At 27.6% G+C, this 25,065-nt stretch carries 24 protein-coding genes, 1 other RNA gene and 1 pseudogene; 17 read left to right on the top strand and 9 right to left on the bottom strand.

Annotated features, from left to right (window positions below):
* Together KGF41_RS19805 and KGF41_RS19800 are read left to right on the top strand one after the other, a co-directional pair.
* Positions 1–256 (top strand): annotated as a pseudogene (locus KGF41_RS19805) (hypothetical protein); the annotation flags it as partial.
* Between the two features lie 69 nt (positions 257–325).
* Positions 326–1,105: an EFR1 family ferrodoxin gene (locus KGF41_RS19800; protein ID WP_227843074.1), complete on the top strand. Its 780-nt coding sequence runs from the start codon at positions 326–328 to the stop codon at positions 1,103–1,105.
* 157 nt (positions 1,106–1,262) lie between these two features.
* Here the strand turns inward: KGF41_RS19800 and KGF41_RS19795 are convergent, their stop codons facing one another.
* From KGF41_RS19795 to KGF41_RS19785, 3 genes are all read right to left on the bottom strand, one after another.
* A complete protein-coding gene (locus KGF41_RS19795) occupies positions 1,263–1,886 on the bottom strand; it encodes a uracil-DNA glycosylase family protein (protein WP_227830493.1) in 624 nt (207 codons plus the stop codon).
* Between the two features lie 186 nt (positions 1,887–2,072).
* Entirely contained in the window at positions 2,073–3,233 is a 1,161-nt protein-coding gene (locus tag KGF41_RS19790) for an RNA-guided endonuclease InsQ/TnpB family protein (protein ID WP_413906979.1), read from the bottom strand.
* Positions 3,205–3,831 (bottom strand): IS607 family transposase, encoded by a 627-nt coding sequence (locus KGF41_RS19785; protein WP_227857093.1) that lies wholly within the window; start codon positions 3,829–3,831, stop codon positions 3,205–3,207. Before KGF41_RS19785 ends, KGF41_RS19790 begins: the two co-directional genes overlap by 29 nt.
* 343 nt (positions 3,832–4,174) lie before the next feature.
* Here KGF41_RS19785 and KGF41_RS19780 point away from each other — a divergent pair, with 343 nt between their 5' ends.
* Positions 4,175–5,263, top strand: coding sequence for a rhodanese-like domain-containing protein (locus KGF41_RS19780; RefSeq protein WP_227830268.1), 1,089 nt, complete (start codon positions 4,175–4,177; stop codon positions 5,261–5,263).
* A 359-nt stretch (positions 5,264–5,622) separates the two neighbouring features.
* Here KGF41_RS19780 and KGF41_RS19775 read toward each other — a convergent pair whose 3' ends face one another.
* The 5 genes from KGF41_RS19775 to KGF41_RS19755 form a co-directional block, all read right to left on the bottom strand.
* A complete protein-coding gene (locus KGF41_RS19775) occupies positions 5,623–6,561 on the bottom strand; it encodes an AEC family transporter (RefSeq protein WP_227842934.1) in 939 nt (312 codons plus the stop codon).
* Positions 6,562–6,564: 3 nt separating this feature from the next.
* Complete coding sequence (locus KGF41_RS19770) at positions 6,565–6,939, bottom strand: VOC family protein (protein WP_227854943.1); 375 nt, start codon at positions 6,937–6,939, stop codon at positions 6,565–6,567.
* Positions 6,940–7,238: 299 nt separating this feature from the next.
* Complete coding sequence (locus tag KGF41_RS19765) at positions 7,239–7,736, bottom strand: YbhB/YbcL family Raf kinase inhibitor-like protein (protein ID WP_227850498.1); 498 nt, start codon at positions 7,734–7,736, stop codon at positions 7,239–7,241.
* A 111-nt stretch (positions 7,737–7,847) separates the two neighbouring features.
* On the bottom strand, positions 7,848–8,207 hold the full coding sequence (locus KGF41_RS19760) for a winged helix-turn-helix transcriptional regulator (RefSeq protein ID WP_227830264.1): 360 nt from the start codon (positions 8,205–8,207) through the stop codon (positions 7,848–7,850).
* A gap of 17 nt (positions 8,208–8,224) precedes the next feature.
* Positions 8,225–8,839 carry a DNA alkylation repair protein gene (locus KGF41_RS19755; RefSeq protein ID WP_227850497.1) on the bottom strand — a complete coding sequence of 205 codons (615 nt, stop codon included), beginning with the start codon at positions 8,837–8,839 and terminating at the stop codon, positions 8,225–8,227.
* 614 nt (positions 8,840–9,453) lie between these two features.
* Between KGF41_RS19755 and rnr the strand changes: the two genes are divergently transcribed.
* The 4 genes from rnr (at position 9,454) to KGF41_RS19735 (ending at position 15,103) form a co-directional block, all read left to right on the top strand.
* A complete protein-coding gene (gene rnr, locus KGF41_RS19750) occupies positions 9,454–11,589 on the top strand; it encodes a ribonuclease R (RefSeq protein ID WP_227854942.1) in 2,136 nt (711 codons plus the stop codon).
* 781 nt (positions 11,590–12,370) lie between these two features.
* A complete protein-coding gene (locus tag KGF41_RS19745) occupies positions 12,371–13,243 on the top strand; it encodes an ABC transporter ATP-binding protein (protein WP_227842935.1) in 873 nt (290 codons plus the stop codon).
* A complete protein-coding gene (locus KGF41_RS19740) occupies positions 13,240–14,529 on the top strand; it encodes an ABC transporter permease (protein WP_227857092.1) in 1,290 nt (429 codons plus the stop codon). The genes KGF41_RS19745 and KGF41_RS19740 overlap by 4 nt, the downstream gene beginning before the upstream one ends.
* Positions 14,459–15,103, top strand: a complete 645-nt coding sequence (locus KGF41_RS19735) for an ABC transporter permease (RefSeq protein ID WP_227857091.1) — start codon at positions 14,459–14,461, stop codon at positions 15,101–15,103. The genes KGF41_RS19740 and KGF41_RS19735 overlap by 71 nt, the downstream gene beginning before the upstream one ends.
* A gap of 487 nt (positions 15,104–15,590) precedes the next feature.
* Here the strand turns inward: KGF41_RS19735 and KGF41_RS19730 are convergent, their stop codons facing one another.
* Positions 15,591–16,418, bottom strand: a complete 828-nt coding sequence (locus KGF41_RS19730) for an AIM24 family protein (RefSeq protein ID WP_227830259.1) — start codon at positions 16,416–16,418, stop codon at positions 15,591–15,593.
* A gap of 513 nt (positions 16,419–16,931) precedes the next feature.
* Here KGF41_RS19730 and smpB point away from each other — a divergent pair.
* From smpB to KGF41_RS19680, 10 genes are all read left to right on the top strand, one after another.
* Positions 16,932–17,387 (top strand): SsrA-binding protein SmpB, encoded by a 456-nt coding sequence (gene smpB, locus KGF41_RS19725; RefSeq protein ID WP_054275121.1) that lies wholly within the window; start codon positions 16,932–16,934, stop codon positions 17,385–17,387.
* 157 nt (positions 17,388–17,544) lie between these two features.
* Positions 17,545–17,894: a transfer-messenger RNA gene (gene ssrA / locus KGF41_RS19720) on the top strand.
* 108 nt (positions 17,895–18,002) lie between these two features.
* Positions 18,003–18,965, top strand: coding sequence for a helix-turn-helix transcriptional regulator (locus tag KGF41_RS19715; RefSeq protein ID WP_227857090.1), 963 nt, complete (start codon positions 18,003–18,005; stop codon positions 18,963–18,965).
* 76 nt (positions 18,966–19,041) lie between these two features.
* Positions 19,042–19,677, top strand: a complete 636-nt coding sequence (locus KGF41_RS19710) for a type 1 glutamine amidotransferase family protein (protein ID WP_227830250.1) — start codon at positions 19,042–19,044, stop codon at positions 19,675–19,677.
* Positions 19,678–20,623: 946 nt separating this feature from the next.
* Positions 20,624–21,037, top strand: coding sequence for a hypothetical protein (locus KGF41_RS19705; protein ID WP_227839651.1), 414 nt, complete (start codon positions 20,624–20,626; stop codon positions 21,035–21,037).
* A gap of 69 nt (positions 21,038–21,106) precedes the next feature.
* Positions 21,107–21,523, top strand: coding sequence for a hypothetical protein (locus KGF41_RS19700; RefSeq protein ID WP_227857089.1), 417 nt, complete (start codon positions 21,107–21,109; stop codon positions 21,521–21,523).
* Positions 21,524–21,535: 12 nt separating this feature from the next.
* Positions 21,536–21,736 carry a helix-turn-helix transcriptional regulator gene (locus KGF41_RS19695; protein ID WP_255611550.1) on the top strand — a complete coding sequence of 67 codons (201 nt, stop codon included), beginning with the start codon at positions 21,536–21,538 and terminating at the stop codon, positions 21,734–21,736.
* A 640-nt stretch (positions 21,737–22,376) separates the two neighbouring features.
* Positions 22,377–23,420, top strand: coding sequence for an extracellular solute-binding protein (locus tag KGF41_RS19690; RefSeq protein ID WP_227830246.1), 1,044 nt, complete (start codon positions 22,377–22,379; stop codon positions 23,418–23,420).
* 325 nt (positions 23,421–23,745) lie between these two features.
* Positions 23,746–23,895, top strand: a complete 150-nt coding sequence (locus KGF41_RS19685) for a hypothetical protein (protein ID WP_227857088.1) — start codon at positions 23,746–23,748, stop codon at positions 23,893–23,895.
* 18 nt (positions 23,896–23,913) lie between these two features.
* Positions 23,914–24,906: an ABC transporter ATP-binding protein gene (locus tag KGF41_RS19680; RefSeq protein ID WP_227854922.1), complete on the top strand. Its 993-nt coding sequence runs from the start codon at positions 23,914–23,916 to the stop codon at positions 24,904–24,906.
* The last annotated feature ends 159 nt before the right edge of the window (positions 24,907–25,065 follow it).

Below are 25,065 nucleotides of genomic sequence, written 5' to 3'. Positions count from 1 at the left end.
AATTGGTAAGACATATTTTAGTATGCAAAATTCTATGAAGCAGGAACCCTGTGACTTTAGTCATGGGAGGTTCAGTGTTCGTAAAGTAGATGTTAAAGATAGACGAAAGTTTCAAATATTTTTAACAGATTTAGGCAGAGAATTAGAAGAGCCATTAAATAAAATTGCAGACATATATGCAACAGAGACATTTAAATCTATTTCAGATGAGGAACTGTCTTTATTTACTGAAGCTTTGGATAAACTCAGTAAATAAGTATAAATTATGTTTTAAGAAGTCTTTTTAACTCATTGATGATACAAAACAATAGAAAGAGGGATAAGGATGAGTTCTAAGATTTATTATTTTTCTGGAACGGGAAACTCTTTAGTGGTTTCAAAGACTTTAAAAGAAATGTTAAATGAAAATGGAGAATTAATACCTTTAGCTATACATAGAAAAGAAAGAAATATAGACGTAAATGAAGATATCTTGGTAATTGTTTTTCCAGTTTATTTTGCTGATGTTCCTGATATAGTAAAGTCTTTTATAGATAAATTAAATTTTAATAGTAATCCCGATATGTATGCTATTGCTACATGTAATGGAGTGGCTGGCCATAGTTTGTTTACTATAAATAAATTACTTAAGAAAAAAGGAAAAGAGCTATCTGCTGGTTTTGTAATTGATATGCCTGGAAATGCTTTGACAACACCTCGAGATGTTGAAGAAGAGAGACTAAGAAACTTTACTAATAGAGTGTCAGAAATAACAAAGTGTATCAACAACTTAGAGAGTGGAAAGATAGAAGGAAAAAACAATTTAAAGTCATATGTAGACAGTTTTACACTTCGTCTAGTGGGTAAAAACATGCAGATTGCCACTACTAAATTTTTTGCAGAAGATAAGTGTAATGGGTGTGGGACATGCAAAAGAGTTTGCCCATTAGAAAACATAAGTATAGTTGACAGAAAGCCAAAGTGGGGTAATGAGTGTGAAAGGTGTTTAGCCTGTTTCCATTGGTGTCCCAAAGAGGCAATTAATATAAAAAAATCGTTTTTGACAGATAGGAAGAAGTATCACCATCCAGACGTTACTGTGAAGGATATATTTTTAGATAAATAGATAAGTTTAATTTATTTAATGATGGACAATATTAAAAGTTAGTGATAAATAATATTAAAGAAAAATTTAAACTTACTATAAAAAAGAATAATATAATTATACATTATAGCTTGAAAAGTAGAGTGCCTCAAAGCGTTTTTGATGAGGCACTTTTTTATTATTTTATAAGTTCTATCATTTTTTGAATATCTTCTGAGGCCATTTCGAATTTTGATTTTTCAATCAATAAGTTTCCACCAGTCATAATATATGATGGAAATATTCGTAAATTGTCATAATAAAGTTCGCTATTACGAAGTTTATATGTTGAAATAGAAGGAACTGCATTCTTTTTTGTATGTTTTTTAGTAATCATATTAAAAGATTTTTTTGCTACATCTCCCATCAACATTATTACTTTTAGATTACTGAATAATTTAATTTCTTTTTCTAAAATAGGCATGTGCGATTGAATAGTGTCACGAGTTATTGTATATTCTGTTTTAGGTAATTTTACTGCATTAGTTATATATATGCCTAGATTTAAAATATCATTTATGCTAGATATTTTTGTACCTGCATTTTGGAATAAAGGGATTGTAGTTTTTAAGTAGTCAGCATGCTCATCTAAACTATAAAAATCATCATTAGGATTACTTGGGACAACTTCGTTAATCATTATAGTTTTTATAGAGTCTGTATCTATTGTTATATTGGGAAGATATGATAAGATTTCATTATCCTCAAAAAGATTATTATTTTTAATAAATTCATTTAAAGTTGATTTTATATTTATCTTCATATGTTTAACCTGCCACTCAAAATATGGTCAAATATATCCATATCGAGATTTTTCCTTCTTCACTGAACCTCGCCTTGCCTAAGCTACTACGATTTGGTATAGTTCTCCAAAGGCTTAAATTCCGAAGTTAGCCCTCCGTACATATATAAGTGCTTTTGAGCCGCGTGTGGGAAAATTACTTTGTATTTAAGCTATCTTATATTTTTTAGCATTTTTAAGATTAATACTTGCATTTAAATCTCTATCAATAGATAAACCACAACTACATTTATAAACTCTATCTTTAAGTTTTAAATTCTTATTAATCTCTTCACACTGGCTACAAGTCTTTGATGATGGATAAAATCTATCAACAATTCTAAGTTCTATATTATTTTGCTTACACTTAGACATTAGTTTAGTTTTGAACTCAAAGAATTTCTGACTTGCTATAGCCTTTGATAAATGCTTATTTTTCATCAAATTAGAAACTGCTAAATCTTCAATAGTTATATAGCTTGGTTTTTGCTTTATAATCGAAGATACAGTTTTATTAATATAATCAGTTCTTATATTAGTCAATCTTTGATGAAGTTTTTGTACTTTAACTACTTGCTTTTGGATATTTTGACGAGTAGCTCTCCCTTCTTCTATTTTATTTCTTATTTTTAAACTTTCATATTTTCTTGAAAGTTTTCTTTGTTCTCTTTTTAATTTCTTCTCAACTTTCTTAACTGTAGAAGTTTTATTTATATTTTTAAACTTCTTTTTATCTGAACATATTAAAAAATCTTTAATTCCTAAGTCAATACCTATTCCTTCATTAGTACATTTAGATACTCGAATATCATCTTCCTCAACTAATATAGATACATAGTATCTATTAGATTTTTGACTTACTGTACCACTTTTAACTATTGAATTTATTGGTATATATCCAAATTCTTTTAATCTTACCCACCCAAGAGTAGGTATTTTAACTCTATGCCTTTCAATAGTCCAATCAGTCTTATTATTCTTAGGGAAATATGCTTTTACATCTTGATTTTTCTCTTTCTTGAACTTAGGAAAGCCTTTAGCACCTTTAAAAAAGTCTTTAAAGGCTTTATCTCCATTCATAATAGCTTGTTTAGTAGCTTTAGAGGATACATCTTTAATCCATTTCATATCTTTATTATTAGGTACATACTCGTTATTTATCCATTTAGAAAAGTCCATACCACTCACAAATTTTCCTTCTTTTTCATAAATCTCTTTACTATGAGCAATATAGAAGTTGTATATAAACCTTGATACACCAATAGTTTTGTGTATTTTAGATTTTTGTTCATCAGAGGGGTTAATCTCTATCTTGTATGCTCTTTTCAATATCTTCATCCTCTCTAATCTTTTTCTTGTATTTTTTTAATCCATATATGCGACAACTAAAAATATGAAGTATTGATATTATATCTTGAACTAATTCTTCCTGAGGTGAAAGACTTTCATTATTTACAACTATAATCTCTACATTGAATTTAGTTAAAAATCTTTCAAACCAATCATATCCGAAACGAATAAATCTATCTTTATGAGTTATGATAATTGTATTTACTTCATTAGTCATACAACTATCAATAAGTTTATTCCATTTTTTGCGATTATAATTTAACCCACTTCCATAATCCTCAATGACTTCATCTACTATTATTCCTTTAGAATTAGCATATTGTCTAAGAAATTCAACTTGATTTTTTAAATCATCTTTTTGATTAGAGGTTGAAACCCTTGTATAAATAACTACTTTTCTATTATCTGTTTCTTTATGTATTCCTGTATATTCTAGATATTGTTCATAAGTGTAATACCTTCTATTCGTAGGCGTTCTAAATGCCTTTAATTTACCATCATTATCCCATCTTTGCAGAGTTATAACTGACATATTTAATAATTCTGCAAATTCTTTAGGTTTATAATGTTTACTCATATAATCACACCTTTCTGTGATTATATTATACTATATTTGATTATATTTAAATATATTTTTATTTTCTAATTACAACTCCTTATTATATTAAATTATAGACAAACTAAAAATATTCTATTGATTTATATTATAATGTTTACTACTCAAATATTATAATATAAATCAATAGAATTTAATAGTAAGACATAAATAGAATGTTGTATAGAAATTTTGTATAAAGGATAAGATGAAGTATAGAAAATTTGTATATCCAATATTATGTATAAGCTGTAGAATTATTGAATAGAAAAAAGCTATATGATATACTTTTTAGGTGAAAACTAGATAAGATGGAGGGAAAAACGTGAAAAAAAGGTTATTAAGTTTACTATTATGTATAGCTATGATTGCGACATTATTAGTTGGGTGTTCAAACAACAATTCAAATGAAGCAAGTAATAAAGATGCTAATGCAGAAAAGGTTACAGCTGACCCAGTTGATACAACAAAAGTATTTGTATCTGCTAAGTGGGTAAAAAGTGTTATTGATGGAAATCAACCAGAGTCTAAAAATTATGTTATAGCAGAAGGCTCATGGGGAGCAACTGAACAAAATGAGGGCTACTTGAAACAGCATATACCAGGAGCTATTCATATTGATACAGACTCTTTAGAATATGATAATGATGAAGGAGTAAAAGACTTTGATAACTACAATATCAAACCAGCAGATGTAGTTGAAAAAGTATTACTTAGCAATGGAATTACATCAGATACAACTGTTATACTATATGGTTCTGATTCAGGAGTAGATAGAATAGCATTCATTTGTCTTTGGGCTGGTGTTAAAAATGTTAAAGTTATGGATGGAAGTATTGAAGCATGGAAAAATGCAAAATATGATGTAGAAAAAGGAGAAGTAGAGCCAAAACCTCAAAAAGAGTTTGGTGTAAAAGTTCCAGCACATCCAGAATATGTAATGGACATAAAAGATGTAGAAAATAAATTAAAAAATGACCCTAACTTTAGATTAGTAAGTATAAGAAGCTTAGAAGAGTTCTCTGGAAAAACGAGTGGATACAATTATATTGATAAAGCTGGAGAGCCAAAGGGTGCTGTATGGGGACGTGCAGGTACTGATGCAAGCAGTATGCAAGATTATATGAATGAAGATGGAAGTTATGTAGATTTTGATAAAGTATTAGGTTATTTTAAAGATATTGATGTAACAAAAGATACAAATACAGCATTTTATTGTGGAACTGGATGGAGAGCAACTATTCCTTGGTTAATGTGCTATGAAAATGGATGGAAAAACATCACTTTATTTGATGGTGGATGGTGGCAATGGCAAACACAACCTAATCTACCAGTACAAGTGGGAAATCCTAAAGATGGGGATGTTAAGTATACAACTGTAGGTGAATTATCAACTGATAAAGCTAAAAAATAATATAAAAAAAGAGGATATATTAATATAGTTTTTATAAGTAATAAGTTATATCCTATTAAAAAAAACTTGAAGTTTTATAAGTTTCAGTAAAGAATACAAGTTTCAATAGAAAAGGGGCTGTTTCAAAATAAAAATTGTACTGCACCCAAATTGTTGGACCAAAAATCTAACGATTGGGGTGCAGTACAAAGCTAATTTTGAGACACCCCCTTTTTTATATTTTTTTGAGTTATGAGTAGTACTTATTTTCTGTATATATTTATCACAATATCAATATATATTTACTATGCTATCAATATATGTTTATTACAATACAAATATACATTTCTTATTATACCAACTTATACTATAGGATATTACTAAATAAGATTATTCTGTTTTAAGATAAATATTATTATAAATACCGTAATTATGGAAAATGCAGAAGTAAATACTACAATTTGTCCAGCTAACTCACTATCAGAATTCATCTGTTGAGCCATTGTAAATGAAGAAATAGCAGTTGGAGCAGATAACATTATCATAAGTGAGGCTAATTCTACATTTCTAAATCCAAGGAAAATGCTAATTGGTAAAAATATAGCAGGTATAAGAATAAGTTTTCCGCACACACCCAGTATAATTGGTCTTATATGTCCCTTTAGAGCAGAAAAGCTGAAAGAGCCTCCTAGAATTATAAGTGATAGAGGAGTAGCAATTTTAGAAATATCACCAATAGTTTTATGTAAAAATTCAGGGATTTTAATATTTAAAATAAGCATTATCAATCCTATTACAGAAGCGATTATAAGAGGATTTGTTAAAACACCTTTAATCATGTGCTTTATATTTATTTTACCTCCTCTAAAAATTTCAAGTATTACAACTGATAATACATTGAACATAGGAACAATAACTGCAATTAATAAAGATGTAACGCCAATATTTTTATCACCAAATAGTGAGATTGTTACAGGTATACCAAATATAACAAAGTTACTGCGAAAGATACCTTGTATTAATGCACCTCTTGTTTTATTATCTTTTTCAATTTTAGGTATAATAAAAACTAAGAGTAAAAAGATTGAAAAAATACTTATAACAGCTACAGCCATAAGTTTGAGGTTGAGAGAACCATTTAAATCCGTATTGTATATATTAAAAAATAATAATAATGGCAGGAAAGATTTGAAACAAACATTATTCATTTTATTTAAGGTATGTTCATCAAATAAACCTAATTTTTTCAGAGCATACCCAAGTGACATTGTGAGAAACAAAGGAAGAACGACATTTATAGATAGAATTAAATTTTCCAAAGTTTATTCTCCATAACTTGACAATTCGATTAAATTTCCATCAGGGTCTCTTAAGTAAATAGACTTCATTTTACCAAAGACTCCTGTACGTTCTACAATTCCTTGCTCAATTTGAATCCCATTTTGTTCTAAGTTTGTTTTTGTCATGTCAATATTAGTATTTATTTCAAAACACAAATCAGCGCTACCTGTTTGTACGTTTTTGCTGTGAGGTGAAAGTTCATGCCCTTTTAAATGGACATTTATTTTGAAATCTCCAGAGTAAAGTTCATATCTTTCATTTGTTTTCTTTAATGTAAAACCAAGTTTTTTATAAAAACTGATACAGTTTTCTATATTATTAGTAGTAATGACTACATGGTCTATTTTTTTTATCATAATAACTCCTCGAAATTTTATATAGATTTATTAACTATGTTGATATTTTTTTTTAATAAGCTGTAAAATAAGATTTAGTAAAATATAAGAAATAATTTAAAATTTATTGATTCAATAGTTAAGTAAAATATAAGAAATAATCTGAAATCCATTGATTTAGTAGTTAAACAAAATATAAGAAATAATTTAAATCTATTGAATCAATAATTAATTAAAATAGAAAAATAATTTAATAACAATTAAGCTAATCATTAATTAAGTGAGACAAATTAATTAATGATTAGCTATAGTAAATCTAATTAATTAGAATAACTTCCTTTAAGTGTAAATCTATCTAAAATATGTCCATCCATGGCTTCAAAAAGCTCATTCATATAAAATCCCTTTTCAAGATTAAGAGTAGTATCAAGTGCAAACACATGTATTTCATAAACATGTGGTCTATCTGGAGGAGCCATACCACCATAAACACTAGCTTCTAATCTATCAATATCACCTAATTTACTATGCCAACTAGTAGTTCCTTGAATAAAATCAGTACCTGTTATGCTTTCATTTTCCTTTAGTTCATCTTTTGTTATATTTGCAGCTAGCCAATGTATCCATGCAAATCCACATACAGGAACTGAATCTTTGTCCTCTAAAAATACAGCAAAGGATACTGTATGCTCTGGAGCATCTTCAAATTTTAGAGGTAATGAATATGTAGGCATACCACCTTTATTAAATTGATTTCCTCTTTTCCCATATTTATCTTCTATAACACCATTTACTATACCTGTACTAGTTACTTTCACAATAATTTACCTCCTAAATATATAATAAATTAATAAAAATTTTCTGTAAGTTTATTATATACTAGTTGTAAATAATGGTAAATTACTTACTTTTTTGTGTGTATTAGTTTATTATAAAATCCCTTTTTCCTCAAGAATATCTTCCATACCATTCTCTAGCATAAAATTAATTCCTATATCTTGCATTATAGCTAAAGCATCTAACATCTGCTTTCCACGAATAGGTGTAAGTGAATATTCAACTTTAAGTGGATATCCTTCATATGTCTTTTTATCAACCAGCCCAAATTCAATCAATTCTTTAAGTTGTTCAAGCAACATTTTTTGGTTGATTCCATTAATCTCTTTTTCTAGTTTTGATAGAGAAGTTGGACCTATACGTAATCTCCATAATATAATAGACTTCCATTTACCTTTTATCATATCATGTGTTAGTTCTAATGGACATGTATATTTTTCACGAAGCTTCAAGTATAGTCACCTCCAATTTATTTTGCAAAAATACGTTTTGAAGCAATATTATATACAAGCTCAACTTTTTTATTTGAAACATCCCATGAGTTTAATTCGTTTTTTACTAAATCTGGATGTTTTTTGCTTATGTCTTTGAGAGCATTTCCAACAGATTTTCTTAAGTATTCACTGTCATCATCTTTCAAACTAGAAAGCAATGATATAGCTACAGTGGGGTTGGTTTTAAAATAGTCTCGGATAGTCCAAACTCTAAGACCCTCTGTCACAGCTCTCTTTATATTTGGATTGTCAGAACTTAACCATTCTTTTATCACAGGAAGTGATTTATCATATCCAACTTCACTACAATAATAATCAAATGATTTAGCTAATATTTCTTGTACTCTCCAGTTTTCATCTTTACTCACATTGTTTTTTAAAAATAATAAGGCTTCAGAAATATGTATTGATATAAAGCCTAATATAAACACTGCTAATTCTCTTACTTGATAGTATTCTGATCTATATAAGTAAATTGATAGATAATAACACTTCTTTGAGTCATTATTTTTCACAATTTTTTTAGCAATGTTTTCAATTTCTTTAAAACCATTTTCTATGGTAATAATTTTTGCAATTACTTCTTCCAAGTATATCTCCTCCAATAAGTAGATTAGTTTAAATTTAATACATTATTCATAATAAAAAAATTTATTTAATTTAGATAAAATAAAGACTTGTCAAAAAACGTTTGCAAGCCCTTAATATTAGAATAAATAAAAAACAATAAAAAATCAACCTAATTTAACATATAAATTTACTTTTATTATGAGTTTTATATTATAAGAAGCTATATTTAAAAAATTAATTGAGTTATATAAATTTAACTTAATTTGCGTATACTAATATAATAAATTATTATATAGTAATACTTAGATGGAATGAATATTTTACCAATTCTATATGATGGTGTATAATTAGGTGATAAAGCAGATGTAATAAGGATATTTTGAGTAAATTACAATTGTGCTTATGATGACTTAAACTATTATTATAGAATTATCATAACTTTTTTAAAGCTTTATTAAGATAATTTCAATTAATATAAAAATATATAATAATTGATTTAACTTGAAACAATAATAAAAGAATATAAAAGACGGTGTGTGAAGATATATGAAAGGTAATATAGAAGATATACAAAGGGTAATATAATAGAAAACTAAAAAAATAATATAACAAGAGAGTAAAATAGGAGGAAAAAATGATACCAGGACTTAAAGAGAGTTTGTTAGGATTAATAAACGAAAGTGCATATAATCCTCTAAAAAAGGAAGAATTAGCAGAAATTTTTGATATACATTCATCAGAAATGCCGATGTTCTATAATTTTTTAGAAGAATTAGAGGAAGATGGCTATATATGTTTTACTAAGAAAGGTAAAATGATATCACCAAATCAAATGGGATATTTTGTTGGTAAATTTACAGCACATAAAAAAGGCTTTGGATTTGTAGAATCTGATGTTGAATACACACAAGATTTATTTATCTCAAGTGACAATATAAATGGAGCTATGCATAATGATAGAGTTATGGCAGAGATAGTTGTACCTGCAACTGAAGAAAAAAGAGCAGAAGGAAGAATAATAAAAATTATAAAGAGGGAAATAACTAAAATAGTAGGTACTTTTCAATCAAGTAAAACTTTTGGGTTTGTAACACCAGACAATAAAAAATTTACTAAGGATATATATATACCTAAAAGATATTTTAGTGGAGCAGTAGATAATGATAAGGTAGTTTGTGAAATTACAGTATGGCCACAAGAAGATAGAAAACCAGAAGGAAAGATTATAGAAATACTGGGTCAAAAAGGCGAAAGAGGAGTAGAAATAGACTCTATAATAAGAGAACATGGTCTTCCAGAAGAATTTCCTAAGAAGGTATTGCAAGAAGCAGAAGCTGTAGCTGTTGAAATTCCAGAAGAAGAGGTAAAAAGAAGAAGAGATTTAAGAGATTTAAATATATTTACTATAGATGGAGATGACGCAAAAGATTTAGATGATGCTATATCAATAGAGGTATTATCTAATGGAAACTTTAAATTAGGAGTTCATATAGCTGATGTTACACATTATGTAAGAGAAAAAAATAAATTAGATAAAGAAGCTTTAAAAAGGGCTACATCTGTGTACTTAGTAGATAAAGTAATTCCAATGTTGCCAAAGACTCTTTCTAATGGAGTGTGTAGTTTAAATCCATTTGAAGACAAATTAACTCTTTCTATATTTATGGAAATAGACCATAAGGGAAATGTAGTTAAGCATGAAATATGTGAATCTATAATAAATTCAAAAGCTAGAATGACTTATACAGAAGTATCTGATATATTAGAAAAAGATGATGAAAAGCTTAAAAAGACTTTTGAACATGTTGTAGATGATTTTAAGAACTCTGAAACTTTGGCTAGAATTCTTATGTCAAGAAGAGAAAAAAGAGGGGCTATAGACTTTAACTTCCCAGAAGCAAAGATAATTCTAAATGGAAATGGAGAAGTTGCAGATATAAAACCATATGAAAGAAGAATTTCTAATAAAATAATAGAAGAGTTTATGCTTATAAGTAATGAAACAATTGCTGAACATTTTTACTGGATGGGTATACCATTTGTGTATAGAATACATGAAACACCATCTTTAGAAAAAATGGAAGAATTGAGTAAGTTTATATCTACATTTGGATATACAATAAAAGGTGATAAGGAAGAAGTACATCCAAAGGCATTACAAGGGATAATAGAGAAGATAAAAGGCAAAACAGAAGAGGGAGCAATCAGTACCATAATGCTTCGTTCTTTAAAACAGGCTAAATATTCACCAGAATGTAGTGGTCACTTTGGGTTAGCAGCTAAATTCTATTGTCATTTTACTTCACCAATAAGAAGATATCCTGACCTTCAAATTCATAGAATAATAAAAGAATCTTTAAATAATAAGATAAATGGAAAGAGACAAGAGCAACTTACTACTATAGTAGATTATGCATCTGTTCAATCATCTGAAAAAGAAAGAAAAGCAGAATTGGCGGAAAGAGATGTACATGACTTCTATAAGGCTCTTTACATGAAGGATAAAGTTGGTCAAGAGTTTGAAGGTGTTGTATCTAGTGTGACTTCATTTGGAATATTTGTTGAGCTAGGTAATACTATAGAAGGATTGATAAGACTTGCAAATATGAATGACGACTATTATATCTATGATGAAAGTTCTTATAGTGTGTTAGGTGAGAGAACTAAGAAGTCATATAAAATAGGTGACCTTGTTAAGATAAAGGTTGAAGGTGTAAATGTAGATTTTAAAGAAATTGACTTTGAGATAGTTGAAAAGATTGAAGAATAAATAAAATATAAAGAATAAGGTTTACTATTTGAAAATAAGAGTAAACAGGGAAAAATTAATATCCTAAAATAAGAAAATACAGGAATATTTAAAAGTAGACATGAGAATTTGTAGTGTTTATAGTATGATTAAATGTAGAATTTTTGATAAAAAGTAGATGTTTACAATATTTAGCGAAAAGTATATATTAAAAAAATAGATTTTTTAATAGGAAATAAGTGTATCATTCAGAACTTGAGATACACTTATTTTTTATTTTATATAATTTATATAATTTTGACACTACAACACATGTATTTTACTCAAAAGATAGAACTAATTTATGTAATCTTTGTGTATGTGTGCGTAATAAAATTCTTTGATTCCACATCAGAAATATTACCTTATGCACACTTTAATTTTTAAGAAGTAATGATATTTTTATAAGTAGCTTTTCTTTTCAATACTCTTTGCTATGAGTTGAAATTATAAAAATACTACTTAGGAGGTAAGTAATTATGGGCATGCAATTCAGTTTACTCTGACTGGTTGTCCTTTTGGTGGAGATGATGATAATATCTTTAGACACTTCAATTATTTTTAAATCACTATAGTACAGAAGTCATTAGTATATAAGCACATTTATTTTATTTATTAAGAGAAATTAAAATCTTTAGAAAAAATTTAGAAATTTCTAAATAATATCTTAAGTTTTAGAATCTATTATGGAAATATAATGAAATATAATAAAAAATTCATAAAAATAAAATACTATAAAATGATTTGTGGGGTGTACTTATATATGGAAATGAAAATATCAGTGTCTAATCTCAGCAAGAGGTTTGGTTCAAAAATGGCTCTTGAAAATGTAAACATTGAAATTGATAGTGGAATGTTTGGACTTTTGGGAAGAAATGGAGCAGGAAAAACAACATTTATGCGAATTCTAGCTACTTTGTTATCAAAGACAGATGGTTCAATAGATATGTGTGGGATTCCTATAGAAAAAACGAAAGAAATTAGAAATATGGTTGGTTACCTTCCTCAAGATTTTTCAATGTATCCTAATATGACAGTGTATGGAGCAATGGATTATCTAGCTATTTTATCAAATATACCATCAGGAAAAAGAAGAAAAATTATCAATAAGTTATTAAGCAAAGTAAATCTAACTAATTATCAAAGAGTAAAAGTAAAATCTTTATCTGGAGGTATGAATAGAAGACTTGGAATTGCACAAGCGCTGATTCACAATCCTAAAATTTTAATCGTAGATGAACCAACAGCAGGACTTGACCCAGAAGAACGTATACGATTTAGAAATTTATTATGTGAGATTGCCAATGATAGAATAGTTATATTATCAACACATATTGTAGGGGATATAGAGGCAACATGTGAAAATATAGCTATATTAGATAATGGAAAAGTCATATATAATGGAACAACTGAGGCATTATCAAAACTTGCTGATGGAAAAGTATATAGTGTTGAAGTAGATAAAAAAGACATAGAAAATATAAAAAATAGATTTGTAGTTATAGGTATGTTGACTCAAGGTGGAAAAGCTACACTTAGAATCATATCAAAATACAAACCTTTTGAAACAGCAGTAGAATGCAATCCGACTATTGAAGATGGCTATATGCTTATGATGGGAGGAGATAAGATATGAATCTATTTATAAAAGAGTGTAAAAACATATTAAAAAGCACAGTTTATTATGTTTTTATTGTAGTATTGGTAGTTTTCTATATTTCGCAACTTGGAAGTTCAGTTTCAGAAGACGCAAGCAAAAATATTCCTAATGATGGAAATCCATTGGTTGCACCTCAAAGGGTAGAAAATATTGATGAATACTACCTAAAGAACAACCAGTATCCATATGGTCAAAAAGAATCTTTGAAGTCTGATAAAGTGATTCCAAGTGCAACTATAAGTTTGATTAGAGAATATCAAGCAAATTCATATACAACATATCCAATGGGAATTATTAAGTATATAAAATTAAATGAAAGTAAGACCAAAACTATAGAGAAGTATATTGAGGAGATAACTGGTAACAGTATTGACAAAGTAAACTCAATTTGGAAAAGTGGGGAAAATATAGAAGTAAATACTTCTAAATTATCATTTGAAAGATTTCAAGAAATAATGCGAAGTGTAGATGAAATTTTAGGTGGTGGGTCTGCGTATTCTATTGATAAATTAGAAAGATTTGGTATGATTCCAGTTACTTATGAAGAAGCTATGCAAGATTATAACTATACAATACAAAAAGATAAAGTAACTAACGGCTATGCAAGAATTTTTTGTGACTATATAGGTATAATTTTAAGTATATTTCCAGTATTCGTAGCAGTCTTTATGTCAATGAAAGATAGACGTTCAAGAATGAGCGAAATTGTCTACTCAAAACAAGCATCAACATCTAAAATAATTTTATCAAGATATTTTGCTCTTGTATTTATGATGATGTTGCCAGTCTTAATTTTAGGCATAAAAGAATTGCTTCCTTTAATTTCATTTGCTAAAGATGAAGGTATTTCTATTGATAATTTAGCATTTGTAAAATATACACTGTGGTGGTTGTTACCAACCCTTATGATAGTTACAGCTGTAGGAGTGAGTCTGACTGTATTAACAGACACACCAGTAGCAATTATTGTTCAATTAATTTGGTGGTTTTACAGTATAAACTCTATAGGTCTTGAAGGAGATTATCCATCAATGGGACTAATGATAAGACATAATAATGTACTAAATGGAACTATTATAGCAGAAAACTTTAATTCTATTATGAGTAATAGACTTTTAATGGGATTAGGAGCTTTAATAATTGTCTTGTTAACTACATTCTTATATGAACAAAAAAGAAGGGGGAATCTTAATGTTGGTTCAAAGTTTTCAAAATTATTTAGTTTTAATAAAAGAAAACTTCAAATTAAGCACTCTAATTAATCTAATATGTTCAATTGGGATGTTATGTTTGATTCCATTTATACAAGGGGTAGCAAATTTAGATAGTGTTTCAGCAGCTATATGTCTTGAAAACTATGTTGTAATAGTGGGAATAATAATGCTAGTTCCTATATTTTACTTAGAGCAATCAAAGGAAATTGATGAGATAGTATCATCAAAATCAGTATCTCAAGTAGTTATACAATTAATAAGAATAATAATGTCAATTATAAGTATGCTTGTGTTAATTACTGGATTTGTATTGGTGTTAAAACATCTTGAAGGCAATTTCCCTATATTTAAATATATTGTGGGGAGTTTTGCATCAGCTATGTTTATAGGAAGTTTAGGTATGTTATTTTCAAACTTATTTAATAATACTATTATAGGATATATGGTATCTATAGGATATTTAATTTTAAATATGATGACTAGAGATAAGTACGTCGGAAATTTCTTTATAATGTCTATGAGTCGAGGTAGCTTTGATGAAAAGTATTGGTTGATATGTGGAAGTATTGTGTTGATAATTGTGTCTCTTTTGATAAAGCCAATAAAAAGAAAGATTGGTTAGTTAGATTAAAATTGTTTACTGTAGGCAAATTAAATAGAGTAATATAAAAGTTGTTTATTGCAGGTAAACTAAGTATACTAATATAAAAATTGTTTATTGTAGTAAAACTAAATAGATTAATAATAGGCATTTTTAGGTTAATAATTAGAACTATAATAAAAGTTATTAGATTTATAATATATGCTATCAATAATTTTATGTAATATGGATTTATTGATAATTGAATGCAGATAAGATTTGAATTAGTGCATTAGGTAAAATAAATATATCTTTAAATATGAATTTATATTTATAAAAGAGGCTATTAGTAGATTTGAGGCTGTAAGTAGATTTGTGTAGAAACAAATTTACCTACAGCCTTTTTATATTTACACTGATATCTTTATATTATAAAATATATCTATTTACTAAATTTTATCTAAAGATGTCAAAAGTATATTTTATATTAACTTTATATGAATGGGTTTATAAAATTTTCATAAAATTTCTATTTTTGCTTAGAAACCTTATTATTCATATTATCATTAGTAGGCATGGCTCCAAAGCTTAGTTTTTCGTACATTACTTGAGTAGGAGCTAACCAAACTGTACCATTTCCAGTAAATGTATTTAAGAAACCTTCACCATTTAAAGCAGAACCAATTAAAGATTTATCTGACTTTGTAACAGAAAAATTAACTCCAGATGTTCTTGCTATTGCAAAGTTACCATCTACTTTTAATTCTTCTCCATTACTCAATTCATACTCTATAATTTCACTTTGAGGTACAACACATTCTAGAACAACTACACCAGTACCACTTAACTCTATTTGGAAGAAACCTTCACCACCAAGTAAAGCAGAAGAGAAGTTTTTTTGTGTAAATGCCTTTACTTCTATAGTGTCAGAGCAACAATAGAACAGACCTTTATCGACGATTATAGAATCATTATCAAGGTTCATAAATAAATAATGTCTAAAAGAAGGCTCTAAATAAACTTCGCCAGTACCTTTATATGTAGGTTTCATCATTGACTCATTAGTAAGTGCTCCTGATATTCCTTTCTTGAAAAGACCTCCAACACCACCAATTTTAGTTTCAGAAGATATCTTTCCTTTATAATAGTACAATGCACCAGCTTCTGTTTTTATTGATGAGTTATTTAATTTTATCTTAATTTGTCTAGCTTTCAAGCCAGCCTCTCTAGCAAAATATAATCCCATTGCCATCATTGGGCTAGAAGCTCCTTCAAGTTTTTCAAATTCTAATATTTCAAATTCACTTCGACCATCTGATGTATTTTCTAAAATTTTTACTTTTTTGCTTAAATCCATACAAATTTCTCCCTACTATATTAAAATTTATCTCTAAAATATTATAAGATATAACTATATATTACATTTTTTTTGGAAAATTGGCTACTTTATCATCAAAGTTTTACATAGATATTAAGAAATTTTAAGAATATTTATAATTGAAGTATACTATTTGAGTATGTATTTTGAGTAGTATTTATAATTTGTGGGTATTATATTTTATGAGAGTGTTAAAAGCTAAAAGCGAAAAATAGGTATTGGAGTATTAAAATTTTTGTTTTGAGTTTGATAGATTATTTTTAGTAATTGATTTTGACTTTGCACTAAATATAGTTGATGCAATTTCCTACAATATATTGTTACATTATTTATCATATCTTGTTCAATTAGTTTAATGTATGTGTTGTCATATTGACTAAAGGTCTTTAATATGTTATCATACAGGGTAGTCAAAAGATTTATATATATGAAATATTTAGCAAATTCTTAGTGTGTATTAAAGAAATTTCTAGCAAAGAAGGTGAGATTTATATGGCTGGTAAAAAAATATTAGCAACAAACAAAAGAGCAAGACATGAATATTTTATAGAGGAAACATATGAATGTGGAATTGAATTAAAAGGAACAGAAGTAAAATCAATAAGACAAGGTAAAGTTAACCTAAGTGATGGATTTGCATCTGTAGATAACAGTGAAGTATTTTTAAAACAAGTTCATATAAGTCCATATGAGCAAGGAAATATATTTAATGTTGACCCTCTAAGAGTGAGAAAATTATTGCTTCACAAGCATGAGATAAGAAAGCTTATTGGAGCAACTACTATAAAGGGGTATTCACTTATACCACTTAGTTTATATTTAAAAAATGGTAAAGTTAAAGTAGAGATTGCTTTAGCGAAAGGTAAGAAGTTATATGATAAGCGTCAAGATATGGCTAAGAAAGATGCCCAAAGACGTATAGAAAGAGAAATGACAGGGAAATATTAAACTAGTTAAAATTGTATTTTTTAGAATAAAATTCTTTATTATCTAGAACATAACATTGATTTTTATTCTTAAAAGTATTATATTATATATACATTAAAAATTTAATAAAAATGGTGATAAAGTTTGCGAAGAGTCTAATGGACTATAAACTACTCAAGGGGGCGTAAAGGTTTCGACGTGGGTTTGGAACTTGAGGCTGCGTGTCGTGTTACTCTGGGTCACGTAAAAACTGGGGAACTTTAAAATAAACGCAGACGATAATTTCGCGATAGCAGCCTAGTTGCTGCTCGTCCCTCTTAGCCCTCCTGCCGGCTAAGACTGGACGTCATTATGCAGGGAACTACTTTGAGGGTGTCTCGACTTAGGGTAGATTAATTGGGACTGGCTAAGCATAGAGCCTGCCACTTGGCGTTATGTGAGGCGAGATACTAGTAAAGTTGGCTACACATGTAGATGCAGCGAGGAAAAGATTTGCGGACAGGGGTTCGACTCCCCTCGTCTCCACCATTAAAATTCACGAAAAATATTAGCAATTTGCTAATATTTTTTTTGTGAAAATTAATCTAATAACCTATATAATTAATTTATAAAACATATATGAAGGAGTAAAACTATATGGCTAAAATTGACAATATGATGTCTATATTATGGATGTTAAACTCAGATAAAAAAGTTACTGCAAAACAAATATCTGAAAAACTAGAAATAAATATAAGAACTGTCTACAGATACATTGATGCATTATCTGCTAGTGGAGTACCTATAATTTCAGATACAGGTCATAATGGTGGATATACACTTTTGAATAATTTCATTAAAGCACCTCTTTTTTTCGATACAGAGGAGCAAACTGCTCTACTTCATGCAGCTATATTTGCTAAAGAAGAGGGATGTTTCTTAGATGACACATTAGATAAGGCAACATCAAAGTTAAAAATGTATTCAAATCAAAAACAAGAAGAAATTTTAACAAAACATTTAATAGGTTTTGAAGTAATAAAACCCACTGGAAAAATATCCATAGAATCTGTACTTAAAAAGTTAAAAAATAGTATAGCAAATGAATTATCTGTAGAAATTAACTACCGTACAGCTCGTGAAGAAAAATCAAAATGTAGGATTATAAATCCATATGGAATTGTTCGTTGGAATAATAATTGGTACATAGTAGCATTTTGTCAAATGAGAAATGAGATTCGTAGTTTTAGGATAGATAGAATTAGTAATGTTATAGAAACATCAAATACTTTTAATAGACCAAAGGAATTTTCAGCAAGTGAATTTTTTATAAGAGGGATTATGGATGAAACAAAAGATGAGGATAATCTTATACCATTAGTTATAGAAGGAAGTATAAATGCATTAGATAACTTATGTCAGCATTGGCTTCTAGGATATTATTTGAAAGAAAGAACTTCAAATAAAGCAATATTTAAACTTCAAGAAGAGGTAATATATACATATATACCAAATATACTTATACCTTATAGAAAATCGATACAAATAATTGAACCATTAAGTCTTAGAGATAAAATAGTTGAAAATTTACTCGAATTAATTAATCATTATCAAATTTAATAACTTAACTGACAGAGTATGTCAGTTAAGTTATTTTACAATTAGGTATATTAATTAATCATATAAGGAGCAAAAGATGAAAAATAGAAAAGTATATATGTATGTGTTTGATACTATGTCAGATTGGGAAGTTGGATATTTAACTGCGGAATTAAATACAGGAAGATATTTTAAAAAAGGATTAAAACCACTAAAAGTAATTACAGTAGGAGTTGATAAAAATCCTATTATAACAATGGGTGGGTTAAAAGTTTTACCTGAGATTACAGTTGATGAGTTTAATATGGAAAGTAATGATTTATTAATTTTGCCAGGGGGAGATACTTGGATATCTATAGCTCATGAGATAATATTAGAAAAAGCTAAAGAGGCTTTGGGACAAGGGGCTATAGTTGCAGCTATTTGTGGTGCTACTTTAGGGCTAGCTAAAACAGGTTTACTAGATTCTAGAGATCATACAAGTAATGATTTAGAATTTCTAAAAATGGTGATACCAAGTTATACTGGAGAAAAATATTATAAAATGGAATCTGCAGTTAATGATGAAAATTTAATTACTGCTTCGGGAATCGCACCATTGGAATTTACGATACAAGTTTTAAAAGTTTTAGATGTTTTTAAAGAAGAAGCATTAAGTTCTTGGTTAAACCTTTATAAAACTCATGACTCTAAATATTTTTTCGAACTAATGAATTGTAATAAAGAAATTTAAGGTTTATTTTTAAATGTAATGTAGTACAATGTAGTTTTAGATAAAATAAAAATAAACTGCAATCTAGTGGGTAGAGTAGTGGTTTCTAGTATAGATTGCTTTTTAGTGAATTTGAATTTAATTTTAAATTCAAATTCTAAACCACTCTACCACCAATAGATAAGTGGTTTTTTATTTTATCATATATGTAATTGGTACTTATACCAATACAAATAGAAACGATAGTTCCTATAATAAAATTTATAATTAGTTCCATATAGAGTACACCCCCTTCCTACTTACTTACTGTAGGAACTAAGACTATATGAAACCAGCACTCATAGATTGTAGTTTCTTTTGTTGTGTTATATCATAGAATAGTAAAGTGATGTATATTTTTAATAAAAACTTAGAGTTGTATATGAAATGAATTAATCAAGGGTATTATTCCTGCGATTCGTCTCCACCAATTTATAAAAATGAATAATGAAATACTTGGAAATACTAGTCAATATTGACTAGTATTTTTTATTTTGGTGATGAAATCCACCAACCATACTCCAACCACAGAAAAAGAGGTTTTTTTGAGGGTATATTGGGGTGCATTTAGGTTGTATAATTATACATTTCAATATTACATGTTCATTAGGATAATAGTTAGTAAATGATATGATTGAGAGAATAGATATAATAAACTAATCTAGTATTGTATTGTAATATTTATTAAAAAATATATTTTATATATTATAAGAATTTTTTTAGAGAGAAAGTTCTATAAAAGTGAATAAAGAAGTAGTTTTATAATATTATTTGTAACTATTTGATGGTTATTATGAAATCTTTTATAAACTATATTTATAAATATATTACTAAATATTTACAATATTCTATTGCAATTTATTTGAAAAAGTTATATATTTATAACATGAAGTGTTATAAATATATAACTTTTAAGGAGTGATTTTATATGTCTAGATCAGAGATTGGTGTTAAAGCAAATCTTGTTTCAGAGTTACTTATGATATCCTATTTTTTTATAGACTTATTATTAAAAAAGTTTATTTTTAAAGGGGAAGATATTTGGATTACTTTTATAATTTTATTCGCTTTTTGGGCATGTGACTTCATGTATAATAAAAAATATAATGATTTAGTTGATGAGGCATCAAAACTTATGTTATTAAAGGTTAATCAAATTGCATCAAAAATAATGTTATACTCTGTTTTTGTAATAGCTGTTTTCTTTTCAGCAAATCATACAAGAGCTTTGGATATATCAAATTTGGATATAGGTGTAATTCTCTTAGCAGTTTTATTTATACAATCTTTATCTAAATTAATTTTGTATATATATTTTGATAAAAGGGGAATATGCAACTAAGTGATAATATTGAAGAAAACAAAAATTAAAGAGTATAGAGAATATATAATTTTTAAGGAGTGATTTTATATGTATAAATCAGAAACTGGTGTAAGATCAAAGCTAATCTTAGAATTACTTTTAATGACTTATTTTTTTATAGCTGTATTAGCGACTAAGTATATTTTTAAAGGTCCAAGTACTGCATCTCTTCCAGGACTGAGTTGGTTAATAGTTTTTGGATGTTATTCAATTTATACTAAAAAATATAATGATTTAGTTGATGAATCATCTAAATTTATACTATCAAAGGTTAATCAAATTGCAATAAAAATAATGATATATTCTATAGTAATAATAGCTATTTTCTTTGCAACGCCTTATACAAGGAATATAAATATATCAAACTTGGATACTGGTATAATTCTTATTGCAGTTTTATTTATACAATCTTTATCTAAATTAGTGTTGTATATATACTTTGATAAAAGGGGGATATGTAACTAAGTGGCAATATTGATGAAAACAAAAATTAAAGAATATAGAGAAAAACTCCTTATGACGCAAAATGAACTTGCTAAATCAGTTGAGGTAAGACGTGAGACTATTGTACACTTAGAAAATGGAAAATATAATCCTTCTTTAAAGTTAGCGATGGATATTGCTAAAGTATTCGATACCACAGTAGAAAATTTGTTTGAATTTATTGAAGAAGACTAGTGAATAGTCTATAAATATTTATAAGATGGTTAATGAAATATAGTTATTTAGTTATTTAATTATTAAATTTGTTAAAAATATTTATATGTAATATAATATATGATTAAAGTTAGATTATAATTATTTTAAGATAATAAGAGTATTGTAAATGATAAAAATTAGTGAATATACAGTTAATTAATAAATAATAGATAAAAATTTAAAGTTTAGATGTGAGGATGAGGTATAGTTTTACAGTAGTTCATACTTTTAATTAAGACTTAAAATGGAAACCACACATACATGCATTATTTACTGAAGCTAGTCTAGATAAAAAAATAATAAGTGATTTAAGAAAGTATCTCATATACTATATAAGTATTGGTTTAGGTGACCTATTCATAGGTCATTTTTTATGCATATAAATAATGATAATATTAATATTTAAAATATGTTTTAAAGAAATAAAATACCCAGATTGAAAAATGGATTAATGTGAATATAAAAATTATATGTATAAAAATAAGTATAGCCATAGAAAAAAACAATAATAAAATTAGTAGTTATAGAAAAATACAATTATATAGATTATTGTTGAATCGTTGACTATAAGAATAATAACATTTAAAATGAACATGGAGAATATGGGGGAGGAATTGATATGAAGATAAAAATAGCAGCTGTCTTATTAACTGTAGCAATGTCATTATCACTTGTAGCTTGTAGCAATGATAGCACATCAAAAAGTGATGAATTAGAGGATACATTAGTAGTATATACTACACATGGAGAGGATATGCTAGGAGCAATTTCTGAAGAATTTACAAAGGAAACAGGCGTTAATGTTGAATTCATAAACTTAAAAGGTGAACTAGCAGATCGTGTTAGAAGTGAAAAAGAGAATCCACAAGCAGATATAATGTTTGGTGGAGATACATCTACATACATGCAATTAAAAGAAGAAGGATTATATGAAAAGACTGAACCAAGCTGGAATAATGAATTAGACAAGTCTTACAAAGATTCAGACGGATATTGGTATGGAACTATAAAAACACCAGTAATGATGTTTTATAACACAAAACTATTATCAGCTGATAAAGCACCAAAAGATTGGAGCGATTTAACAAAAGAAGAATATAAAGACTTAATAGTTTCTAGAGATTCATTATCATCATCTATGCGTTCTACTGTTAGTAACTTAATCAATTACTACTCAACTACTAAGAGTGAAGATGAAGCTTGGAAGTACCTTGAGGGTTTAAATAAAAATATAAAGAACTACTACAATAGCGGAAGTGTTATGTATTCCGCAATAGGTAAAGGAGAAGCTGCTATATCTATTGCAGTATTAAGTGATATAATAGATAATAAAGAAAAAAATAATATGCCATTAGAAGTTGTGGATGCAGAGAGTGGTTCTGTCGTAATCACAGACTGTGTAGCGGCTCTAAAAAATGCACCACATCCAAATGCAGCAGCTAAGTTTATAGATTTTGTTGGAAGTGCTAAGGTTCAAGCTATGGTTGCAAATGATTTTAATCGTATTCCAACATTAGATTCTGCACTTAAAGACTCACCAAAGTGGATGTCAAAAGAATATAAAGCTATGGATGTAGATTGGTCTGTAATTGGAAAAAATCAATCTAACTGGATTGAAAAGTGGGAAACAGATATAATAGATAACAATAAAACTATAAAATAGTCTAATTAAATAATTTAATATTATATACAAAAATAGTGAGGATTTTCCTCGCTATTTTACGTATAAGGGAACTATGATATCTCATGGTTTTTGTATAACTCATACAACTAAATGATACTAACACACCAATATTAAATAAAATAGCTTTTAAGCAACTGACGAAGTAGTTAACGATATGAAGTGATTCGTAGACGTAGTTACTCAAGTGAAGTGAATTTTTTACTATGCAAAACTTTTAATTATAGTAAAAGTATAATTTATGTGGACAAGGAGATGAAAATGGGACTGAAAATTAGTTAGATATAAGATTTTTGATAAAGATAAAATGATGGAAATAGCAGAGATTAAAGGTATAGATTATATATATAGAAAAGTTAGGGAACTAGAAAAGGATGATGAAATAGCAATAGAGTTTCCTAGATTTAAAATCTATGATGATTCATCATGTGTATATTTGGAGATTTATAAATATTAGATAATTTGTGGAGACGATATGAAGAATATAGAATTAAAAGAAATTAATCATTATTATGGAAAAGAAAAAGTATTACATGATGTTAATATATCCATTAAGGAAGGAGAGTTTTTTACTTTATTAGGTTCTTCTGGATGTGGAAAAACGACTATTTTAAGAATAATTGGTGGATTTATAAAACCTTCTTCTGGAAGTATTTATGTTGGTGATAAAAATATTACTAACCTAGAACCAGAAAATAGAAATATGGGAACTGTTTTTCAAAACTATGCACTGTTTCCAAATATGACAGTAGAAGAAAATGTATCTTATGGATTGAAAATAAAAAAGTTATCTAAAAAAATTATAGTGGAAAAATGTGATAATTATTTAGAATTGGCAGGAATGAAAGATTTTAGAAAGAGAAAGATTGATGAACTATCTGGTGGACAGCAACAAAGGGTAGCAGTAGCAAGAGCATTAGCGACTGAGCCTACTATGCTTTTATTAGATGAGCCAATGTCTAATCTAGATATAGCTTTAAGAATCAAGATGAGAGAAGAAATAAGAGAGATACAGCAAAAGATAGGTATTACTACTTTATTTATTACTCATGATCAACAAGAAGCCTTAGCTATTTCTGATAGAATAGCTGTAATGGATAAGGGTAAAGTTCTTCAAATTGGTGTACCAATGGAAGTTTACAAAAGCCCATTGAATGATTTTGTAGCAAACTTTGTAGGTACTTCAAATTGTATTGAAAAAGAAGATTATGTTAATTTTAATATTGAAAAAGAGACAAAGCCTTATATTTATAAAAGACCTGAAGAAATGGTATTATTGCAAAATACCAACCAAAGAGGTTTTGTAAAAATAAAAGTAGAATCTAAGAATTTCTTAGGGCCAATTTTAGAATATACAGTATCAAATAATGGAAAAAAATATCAAGTAACTGAACTTAATAGACTGAATAATAGCAATAAATTAAATGTAGGGGATAGGGCATATTTAGGTGTGCTACAAGGTGAATAATATGATTAAAAAAATAAACCATAGTAAATTCACAACTAAAAATGTTATTTCTATTATTTTATACAGTATATTATTTTGGATTTTGATTAAAAAATAGCTACGCACACTCGTGACTTTAGTCATGAGTTAGTAGCTAAAATAGTCAGCATATAGGGAAAC

Source organism: Clostridioides sp. ZZV14-6150 (assembly GCF_020657875.1).
Taxonomy (GTDB): domain Bacteria; phylum Bacillota; class Clostridia; order Peptostreptococcales; family Peptostreptococcaceae; genus Clostridioides.
Note: the sequence above shows the minus strand (reverse complement) of the source record. Positions and strands in the feature narration are given on the sequence as shown.

Coding starts and splice junctions, on each gene's coding strand:
- KGF41_RS19800 (WP_227843074.1), top strand. CDS start 326: ATGAGTTCTAAGATTTATTATTTTTCTGGAACGGGAAACTCTTTAGTG.
- KGF41_RS19795 (WP_227830493.1), bottom strand. CDS start 1,886: ATGAAGATAAATATAAAATCAACTTTAAATGAATTTATTAAAAATAAT.
- KGF41_RS19785 (WP_227857093.1), bottom strand. CDS start 3,831: ATGAGTAAACATTATAAACCTAAAGAATTTGCAGAATTATTAAATATG.
- KGF41_RS19770 (WP_227854943.1), bottom strand. CDS start 6,939: ATGATAAAAAAAATAGACCATGTAGTCATTACTACTAATAATATAGAA.
- rnr (WP_227854942.1), top strand. CDS start 9,454: ATGATACCAGGACTTAAAGAGAGTTTGTTAGGATTAATAAACGAAAGT.
- KGF41_RS19745 (WP_227842935.1), top strand. CDS start 12,371: ATGGAAATGAAAATATCAGTGTCTAATCTCAGCAAGAGGTTTGGTTCA.
- KGF41_RS19740 (WP_227857092.1), top strand. CDS start 13,240: ATGAATCTATTTATAAAAGAGTGTAAAAACATATTAAAAAGCACAGTT.
- KGF41_RS19735 (WP_227857091.1), top strand. CDS start 14,459: ATGTTGGTTCAAAGTTTTCAAAATTATTTAGTTTTAATAAAAGAAAAC.
- KGF41_RS19730 (WP_227830259.1), bottom strand. CDS start 16,418: ATGGATTTAAGCAAAAAAGTAAAAATTTTAGAAAATACATCAGATGGT.
- smpB (WP_054275121.1), top strand. CDS start 16,932: ATGGCTGGTAAAAAAATATTAGCAACAAACAAAAGAGCAAGACATGAA.
- KGF41_RS19715 (WP_227857090.1), top strand. CDS start 18,003: ATGGCTAAAATTGACAATATGATGTCTATATTATGGATGTTAAACTCA.
- KGF41_RS19710 (WP_227830250.1), top strand. CDS start 19,042: ATGAAAAATAGAAAAGTATATATGTATGTGTTTGATACTATGTCAGAT.
- KGF41_RS19705 (WP_227839651.1), top strand. CDS start 20,624: ATGTCTAGATCAGAGATTGGTGTTAAAGCAAATCTTGTTTCAGAGTTA.
- KGF41_RS19700 (WP_227857089.1), top strand. CDS start 21,107: ATGTATAAATCAGAAACTGGTGTAAGATCAAAGCTAATCTTAGAATTA.
- KGF41_RS19695 (WP_255611550.1), top strand. CDS start 21,536: ATGAAAACAAAAATTAAAGAATATAGAGAAAAACTCCTTATGACGCAA.
- KGF41_RS19690 (WP_227830246.1), top strand. CDS start 22,377: ATGAAGATAAAAATAGCAGCTGTCTTATTAACTGTAGCAATGTCATTA.
- KGF41_RS19685 (WP_227857088.1), top strand. CDS start 23,746: ATGATGGAAATAGCAGAGATTAAAGGTATAGATTATATATATAGAAAA.
- KGF41_RS19680 (WP_227854922.1), top strand. CDS start 23,914: ATGAAGAATATAGAATTAAAAGAAATTAATCATTATTATGGAAAAGAA.